Origin of the sequence: Amaricoccus sp., from assembly GCF_036846665.1 — a bacterium.
Lineage (GTDB): Bacteria > Pseudomonadota > Alphaproteobacteria > Rhodobacterales > Rhodobacteraceae > Amaricoccus.
Window position 1 is genome coordinate 1 of the sequence record NZ_DAIUBO010000185.1, and the last position, 7861, is coordinate 7861.

Here is a 7861-nt window from a genome sequence, read left to right on the forward strand (position 1 = left end):
CCGGTGCTCGACCTCGACTATGCCGAGGACAGCGCCGCCGGCACGGATGCGAATTTCGTCATGACCGGGGAACTGGGGCTGATCGAGGTTCAGGGCAGCGCCGAGGGGGCGACCTTCACGCGGACGGAGCTCGGCCGGCTGATCGACCTCGCCGAGACGGGCATCGCCGCGCTGGTCGCGGCGCAGCGGGCGGCGACCGCGTGAGCCGGCGCTTTTCCGGCTCGAGGCTGGTTGCGGCGACGCATAATCGCGGCAAGCTCGAGGAGATCCGCCATCTCTTCGCGGCATTCCCGGTGGAGATCCTGGCGGCGACCGACCTCGGGCTCGCCGAGCCCGCGGAGACGGAGACGACATTCCTCGGCAATGCCCGGATCAAGGCCCATGCGGCCGCGAAGGCGAGCGGGCTGCCTGCGCTCGCGGATGATTCCGGGATCGCCGTGGATGGCTTGGGCGGCGCACCGGGCGTGCATACCGCCGATTGGGCGGAAACCCCCGGGGGCCGGGATTTCGTGCAGGCGATGACGCGGGTCTGGCGCGAGCTCGATGCGGCCGCGGTGCCGGAGCCGCGGACGGCGCGATTTCTCTGCACGCTGGTCCTGGCCTGGCCGGACGGGCATGACGAGGCCTTCGAGGGTCGGATCGAGGGCCGCTGCGTCTGGCCGATGCGGGGAAGCCAGGGCCATGGCTACGATCCGATGTTCCAGCCGGACGGCTTCGACGTAACGCTGGGCGAGATGGACCGCTGGGAGAAGAACCACATCAGCCATCGCGGTAACGCCTTCCGCAAGCTCATCGCGGGCTGCTTCGGCCCCGAGCCGGCGTGACCGAGGATTGGCGGTCGGGCGGCTTCGGGATCTATGTCCATTGGCCGTTCTGCCTGGCGAAATGCCCGTATTGCGACTTCAACAGCCATGTTCGCACCGGCATCGACGAAGCGCGGTGGCGCCGGGCGCTGGTCGGGCAGGTCGCGGCGGTGGCGCGGCAGGTGCCGGGGCGCGTGGTCGACACGATCTTCTTCGGCGGCGGCACGCCGAGCCTGATGCCGCCCGACACCTTGGCGGCGGTGATCGCGGCGGTCAGGGATGCCTGGCCCCTGGCCGGGGACGCGGAGATCACGCTCGAAGCCAATCCCACCTCGGTCGAGGCCGGGCGGTTTCGCGGCTTTCGCGACGCGGGCGTCAATCGCGTCTCCATGGGGATCCAGGCGCTCGATGATGGCGATCTGCGCCGTCTGGGGCGCATGCATAATGTCGCGGAGGCGATCCGGGCCTATGAGATCGCGCGCGGGACCTTCGCGCGCGTGAGCTTCGACCTGATCTACGCGCGGCAGGGGCAGACGCTGGAGCAGTGGCGCACGGAGCTCGGCCGCGCCCTCGCCCTCGCCTTGGATCACCTGTCGCTCTACCAGCTGACGATCGAGGATGGCACGCGCTTCGGCGACATGCAGGCCCGCGGGCGCCTGCGCGGCCTGCCCGACGCGGATCTCGCCGCGGACATGTATGCGGTGACGCAGGAGACCTGCGACGCGGCCGGGATGGGTGGATACGAGATCTCCAATCATGCGCGGCCGGGGGCGGAAAGCCGGCACAATCTGATCTACTGGCGCTACGGCGATTATGCCGGCATCGGCCCCGGTGCGCATGGCCGGCTGACCCTCCGGGGCAGGCGCTGGGCGATCGAATCGCCGCGATCCCCGGATGCCTGGCTGTCGGCGGCGGAAGGCGGTACGGCGGAGATCGCCATCCGTTCCGAAGTCGAGACGCACGATCAGGGCGCGGAGATGCTGATGATGGGTCTGCGGCTCCGCGAGGGAGTGGACCTCGGGCGCTACGCGCGCCTGACGGGGCGGGCGCTTCCGGCGGTGCGGATCGCGGAGCTCTCCGATCTGGGATTGCTGGAATGTGACGGCAGTCGGATATCCGCGACGGATTCCGGCCGGATCGTGCTCAATACTGTGATAAAACAGCTGTTAGATCAATAACTTACACGGAAAGCACCTGACAGAGCCGGTCCAGTTCCTCCAGGGTCCGGTAGCGGATTCGCACCTCGCCGTCCGATGATCCCGGCTTGTGCTCGATGGTGACCTTGAGCCGGAGATTCGCCGTCAGGTCGGATTCGAGCGCCCGCGTGTCGGCGTCCTTCGCCTCCGGCGCCCTGCGCTGCGCGGCCGGCCGCTCGGTTGCGGCCCGGGCGAGGGCTTCGGTCTGGCGGACCGACAGGTCCCGGGCGACCACCTGTTTGGCGAGACCTTCGGGATCCTGGGCGGTGACCAGGGCGCGGGCGTGCCCGGCGCTCAGCTGGCCGCTCCGGACCAGGTCGAGCACCGGCTCGGGCAGGGTCAGGAGCCGGAGCAGGTTGGCGACATGGCTGCGGCTCTTGCCAAGCGCTTCGGCGAGACGCTCCTGGGTATGGCCGAACCGGTCCATCAATTGCCGGTAGCCGAGCGCCTCCTCGACCGCGTTGAGATCGGCGCGCTGGATATTCTCGATGATGGCGAGTTCGAGAACCTCGGTATCGTTGAGATCCCGCACGATCGCGGGCAGGTCGTGGATATTGGCGATCTGGGCCGCGCGCCAGCGCCGCTCGCCGGCGACGATCTGGAACTCCTGCGGGCTTCCCGGATAGGGCCGCAGCAGCAGCGGCTGGATCACGCCGCGCTCGCGGATCGAGGCCGCGAGCTCGTTGAGCTCCTTCTCGTCGAAGCTGCGCCGCGGCTGGTCGGGGTTGGGCCGGATCCGGTCGATCGGAATCGTGCGGGCCGGCGAGGTCGGTGCCGCGGGCCTGTCCTCCGCTGCGACCGGAGGCTCGGCGGGGGGCGAGATATCCGCGAGCAGCGCCGACAAGCCGCGTCCGAGACCCTTCTTCTCCATCCGTGCGCTCTCCATGTCAGACCGTTTCCGCAAGATGCCGCGTCGCGCCGGCCCGTGCCAGGAACTCGGCCGCGAATTTCTGGTAGGCGACGCTGCCGGAGCTGGAGCGATCGTAGATCAGCGCCGGCACGGCGTGGGAGGGCGCCTCGCTCAACCGCACGTTTCGCGGGATCACCGTGTCGTAGACAAGGGTGCCAAGATTGTCGCGAACGTCCGAGGCGACCTGTCCCGAGAGATTGTTGCGCCGGTCGTACATGGTCAGGACGATGCCCTGGATCTTCAGCCGGGCATTCGAGCCGTTCCGGATCGTCTGAACCGTCCGCATGAGCTGAGAGAGGCCCTCGAGGGCGAAGAACTCGCATTGCAGGGGCACGAGCACGGAATTCGCCGCGACCAGGGCATTGACCGTCAGCAGGCTGAGCGATGGCGGACAATCGACGAGAATGAAGTCGAGGTCCCGGAACGGCTGCGGGTTCACCGCCAGTGCATCCTCTATTTTGTGTATGCGCCTAGAATCGCCTACTAAATCTAGATCGGTTGCGCTCAGATCGGGTGTGGCGGGGATCAGTTGCAGGCCCGGAACCAGCGTCGGCGCCAGCTGGATCGCCGCGGAATCGCCGAGCATCAGATCATAGGAGGTGAAGGTCCGGTCCGTCGGGCCCAGACCGAGGCCCGTGGAGGCATTGCCCTGCGGATCGAGGTCGATGAGCAGCACCCGGTATCCCAGGGCCGCGAGGGCCGTCCCGAGATTGATCGCGGTGGTCGTCTTGCCGACCCCGCCCTTCTGGTTGGTGATGGCGACGATCTGAGGTCCAGAATCGGGGTCAGACACGTTCCAGGGCTCCTACTTCCACGATCGCTGCATCCGGGTCGGTTGCGCTGGGGTGCAACTGGCAGTCGAATCGCCAGTTGCGGCGCGCTTCCGTCACCTCCTTATGCACCGTCCGCCCCTTCGGGAACAAGCCGATACCGCATGCCGCGCGATGAATTTGCGCATAGCCCAGGAGCTTGTCGAGCGGGGCAAGGGCTCGCGCGGAGATGACATCGGCCAAGGCGGGCGGCAAGTCTTCGATCCGGCCCGTCTCGATCCTCGCATCCAGTGCGCAGGTGCTGGCGACGGTGCGCAGAAAGGCGCATTTGCGCTCGTCGCTCTCGACAAGCGTCACCCGGAGCGGCGCGCCCGCCATCCGCGCAAGGAGCGCGACGACCAGGCCCGGAAAGCCCGCACCGGACCCGAGATCGAGCCAGTTGCGGGCATCCGGCGGGCACAACCGCCAGAGCTGTGCCGAATCCAGCACATGGCGTCGCCAGGCATCGTCGAGCGACGCTGGCGAGACGAGATTGATCGTTCGGTTCCACTTTTCGAGCAATGCGAGATAAGTCTCGAAATGCTGCATTGTTTCACGTGAAACAGCGTATTCATCTCGCAAGCACGCCGCTGAGCAACCTGGCTCCATCACCCCGCGGCCCGCTCCAGGCCAAGCCGCCGCACCGCAAGCAACAACAGCGTCAGGGCCGCAGGCGTCATGCCTTCGATACGCCCGGCTTGCGCAAGTGTTGCGGGCCGGACCCTCTCAAGCTTTTCCCGCAGCTCGGCCGAAAGGCCCGACATCGTTCCGAAATCGAGATCCTTCGGCAGGTCGACATCTTCGTCCCGGCGAAGCTGTGCGATCTCGGCCGCCTGCCGCTCCAGATAGGGCGCATACCGGCATTCCCTCTCGACCTGTCGCAGTGCGTCCTCCGGGAATTCCGCAAGTAGAGGAAATGCCTCACAAATCTCTTCCAGTCCGAAGCTGGGATAGGAGAGCAGGTCGAGAGCATTCCGGCGAATGCCGTCCATGGTTATCCCAAGACCCATCGCAGAGGCCTCACTCGGCGTCACGACAACCGATCTTCCCGCCGAACGGATTCGCTCGAGCATCGCCTCCTTTGCTTCGAAGGAGGCCCGCCGCTGATCGGAAACACAACCGTAGGCGATCCCCTTGCGAGTCAGGCGCTGATCGGCATTGTCGGCGCGCAGCTGGAGACGGTATTCGGCCCGCGACGTGAACATCCGGTAGGGCTCCGAGACGCCGCGCGTGATCAGGTCGTCGATCATGACCCCGATATAGGCTTCCTCCCGCCCGAACCGGATTTCGTCCAACCCCAGGGCAGTTGCTGCGGCATTGAGCCCCGCAACCAGCCCCTGGCCGGCCGCCTCTTCATAGCCGGTGGTCCCGTTGATCTGTCCGGCGAGGAAGAGACCGGGCAAAGCCTTAACGCCCAGCGACGCCTTGAGGCATCGTGGGTCTACGTAGTCATATTCCACCGCGTAGCCGGGACGAAGTATCCTCGCGTTTTCAAGACCATGTATGCTGCGCACGTATTCAATCTGGACGTCTTCCGGCAGGGACGTCGAAATCCCGTTCGGATAGACCACATCGCAAGAGAGCCCCTCCGGCTCGAGGAAGACCTGATGGGAGTTCCGGTCGCCGAAGCGGTTCACCTTGTCCTCGATCGACGGGCAATAGCGCGGACCCGGGCCGACCAGCTTGCCGCCGAAAAGCGCGGAGCGCGCGAGGTTGCGGTGAATGATGTCGTGCGTGGCTTCGTTCGTCTGCGTGATGCCGCAGGAAACCTGCCGCTGGTTGGGCTTTCGCGTCCGGAAGGACAGGAACTCCGGGTCTGGATCGCCTTCCTGACGCTTCACACGGCTCCAATCGATGCTTCGTCCATCGAGACGTGGCGGCGTGCCGGTCTTGAGTCGCCCGAGCGGGAGGCCGAGGTCTTCGATCGTTTCGGCCAGAGGTATTGCGGCATCGTCACCAAACCGTCCCGCGGGCCGGCTCTCTGGTCCGATATGAATCACGCCCCGCAGGAAGGTTCCCGTCGTCAGGACGATCGACCGTCCCTTGAGATCTCCTCCGTCCCGCAGGCGGATCCCGATGCAGCGCCCGCGGTCCTGAAGAAGGTCCACGACCTCGGATTCCAGAACCTCCAGTCCGCGCGAGTCCCTGAAGAGGGTCTGCATCGCCTCCCGGTAGAGAGCCCGGTCGATCTGCGCCCTCGGGCCCTGGGCCGCTGGCCCCTTGCTGCGGTTCAACAGACGATACTGGATCGCGGCCCGATCGGATGCGATGCCCATGAGGCCATCCAGGGCGTCGATCTCGCGGATGATGTGGCCCTTGCCGATTCCGCCCATGGCAGGATTGCAGGACATCTCTCCGATGCGATCGAAGCGATGGGTGATCATTGCGCAGCGCGCGCCCATGCGCCAGGCGGCATGGACCGCTTCGCAGCCCGCATGGCCGCCGCCCACGACGATCACATCGAAATCCGGGTGTTTCACGTGAAACATTCCCTATTTGCCGAGACAGAAACTCGCAAATATCACGTCGAGCACCGCTTCGACATCGGTTTTTCCGACGAGCACATCCAACGACCGAAGCGTGGATCGAATATGCTCAGCGATCAAGATGTTGTCTCCATGGGTCACATCCACGCAAGCCATAGCAGATTTAGCTCCATCCAGTGCATCCCGGATCGCCTGACGCTGCCGCTCGCGTGTCACCGAAGCCAATGCCGGCACCCGTTCGCCCAGGACTTCCGCCATCCGGAGCACGAGATCCTCGAGACCCTGACCCGACATGCCGGATACCGCGAGCCCTTCCGGTTTGCCCCGGAGATCCGCTTTCGCCAATGCCACGATGTCACCCACGCGACATCCGACTTCCAGCCCCAGGACATCCTCGGCATCATCGACGACGAACACCCGCAAGTCGGCGGCTTCGGCGCGGTGGCGGGCGCGCGCCACCCCGAGGCTCTCGATCGCCTCGGCACCCTCGCGGAGCCCGGCCGTATCGAGCAGGGTCACCGGAAGGCCGCGAATGTCCATCCGGACCTCGATGACGTCGCGGGTGGTGCCCGGGATGCTCGAGGTCAACGCGACCTCGCGCGCGGCCAGGGCGTTGATCAGCGTCGACTTCCCAACATTCGGCCGGCCGATGATCGCCACCTCGAACCCGTCCCGCAGGCGTTCGGCACCCCGGCTCATCGCGAGTTCCGCTTCGAACTCCGCGGCCACCAGGGCAAGGGTGTCCCGGACGAGGGGGGGGAGTTCCTCGGGCACCTCCTCGTCGGCAAAGTCGATGGTCGCCTCGACATGCGCCAGCGCCCGGACGAGCCCGGCGCGCCAGTCTTTGGCCTTGCGGGACAGCCCGCCTTCCATGAGCCGCAGGGCCTGGCGCCGTTGCATCTCCGTTTCGGCTGCAAGAAGATCGGCGAGCCCCTCGACCTGAGCGAGATCCACGCGCCCATTCATCAGGGCACGGCGGGTGAACTCGCCGGGCCCGGCGGGGCGCAAGCCGTCGATCGTGGAGAGGACATCGAGGATCCTGCAGCAGACGGCGACGCTGCCGTGAACCTGCAGCTCCACCACGTCTTCCCCGGTAAAGCTCGCCGGCGCCGGGAAATGCAGCACCAGAGCCCGATCCAGTCCTTCGCCGCTCACCGGATCGCGCAGCCAGCGTAGCGATGCTTGGCGAGGTTCGACGCTTTTGCCCGTCAGGACCCGCAAGGCGCGGCCGCTCGCCGGCCCGCTGATCCGGACGACCGCAATACCGGATCGGCCTTGGACAGTAGATTGAGCGAAAACGGTATCGCTCGAAATCATGAGTTTCTTTACTTAATCTAACTGTTCATAGAATCGAAGAACTCAGAGTTTGTCTTGGTCTGCTTTAGTTTCCCGAGAAGGAACTCGATTGCATCCGTTGTTCCCATCGGATTGAGAATTCTACGAAGAACGAACATCTTGGTAAGATCCGTCTTGTCGACGAGCAGCTCTTCCTTGCGGGTGCCGGATTTCAGGATGTCCACGGCCGGGAAGACGCGCTTGTCGGCGATCTTGCGGTCGAGCACGAGCTCGGAATTGCCGGTGCCCTTGAATTCCTCGAAGATCACCTCGTCCATGCGGCTGCCGGTGTCGATCAGCGCCGTGGCGATGATGGTCAGCG

7 protein-coding genes and 2 pseudogenes are annotated in these 7861 nt (G+C 65.7%); 3 read left to right on the forward strand and 6 right to left on the reverse strand.

What is annotated here, in order from left to right; translation table 11 throughout:
- The 3 genes and pseudogenes from V7050_RS15685 to hemW all read left to right on the forward strand — a co-directional run.
- Window positions 1-204, forward strand: a pseudogene (locus tag V7050_RS15685) (ribonuclease PH); the annotation flags it as partial.
- Entirely contained in the window at window positions 201-824 is a 624-nt protein-coding gene (locus V7050_RS15690) for a non-canonical purine NTP pyrophosphatase (protein ID WP_324365973.1), read from the forward strand. The pseudogene V7050_RS15685 and the gene V7050_RS15690, both read left to right, overlap by 4 nt.
- Window positions 821-1981, forward strand: a complete 1161-nt coding sequence (hemW, locus tag V7050_RS15695) for a radical SAM family heme chaperone HemW (RefSeq protein ID WP_324373661.1) — start codon at window positions 821-823, stop codon at window positions 1979-1981. The genes V7050_RS15690 and hemW overlap by 4 nt, the downstream gene beginning before the upstream one ends.
- A 1-nt stretch (window position 1982) precedes the next feature.
- Here hemW and V7050_RS15700 read toward each other — a convergent pair whose 3' ends face one another.
- From V7050_RS15700 to V7050_RS15725, 6 genes and pseudogenes are all read right to left on the reverse strand, one after another.
- Window positions 1983-2885 (reverse strand): ParB/RepB/Spo0J family partition protein, encoded by a 903-nt coding sequence (locus V7050_RS15700; protein ID WP_324365324.1) that lies wholly within the window; start codon window positions 2883-2885, stop codon window positions 1983-1985.
- A gap of 1 nt (window position 2886) precedes the next feature.
- Entirely contained in the window at window positions 2887-3702 is an 816-nt protein-coding gene (locus V7050_RS15705; RefSeq protein ID WP_324365323.1) for a ParA family protein, read from the reverse strand.
- Complete coding sequence (gene rsmG / locus V7050_RS15710) at window positions 3695-4267, reverse strand: 16S rRNA (guanine(527)-N(7))-methyltransferase RsmG (RefSeq protein ID WP_324365322.1); 573 nt, start codon at window positions 4265-4267, stop codon at window positions 3695-3697. Before rsmG ends, V7050_RS15705 begins: the two co-directional genes overlap by 8 nt.
- A gap of 59 nt (window positions 4268-4326) precedes the next feature.
- Window positions 4327-6207: a tRNA uridine-5-carboxymethylaminomethyl(34) synthesis enzyme MnmG gene (gene mnmG, locus V7050_RS15715; protein WP_324365321.1), complete on the reverse strand. Its 1881-nt coding sequence runs from the start codon at window positions 6205-6207 to the stop codon at window positions 4327-4329.
- Between the two features lie 3 nt (window positions 6208-6210).
- Complete coding sequence (gene mnmE, locus V7050_RS15720) at window positions 6211-7521, reverse strand: tRNA uridine-5-carboxymethylaminomethyl(34) synthesis GTPase MnmE (protein WP_324365320.1); 1311 nt, start codon at window positions 7519-7521, stop codon at window positions 6211-6213.
- 17 nt (window positions 7522-7538) lie between these two features.
- Window positions 7539-7861 (reverse strand): annotated as a pseudogene (locus V7050_RS15725) (transcription termination factor Rho); the annotation flags it as partial.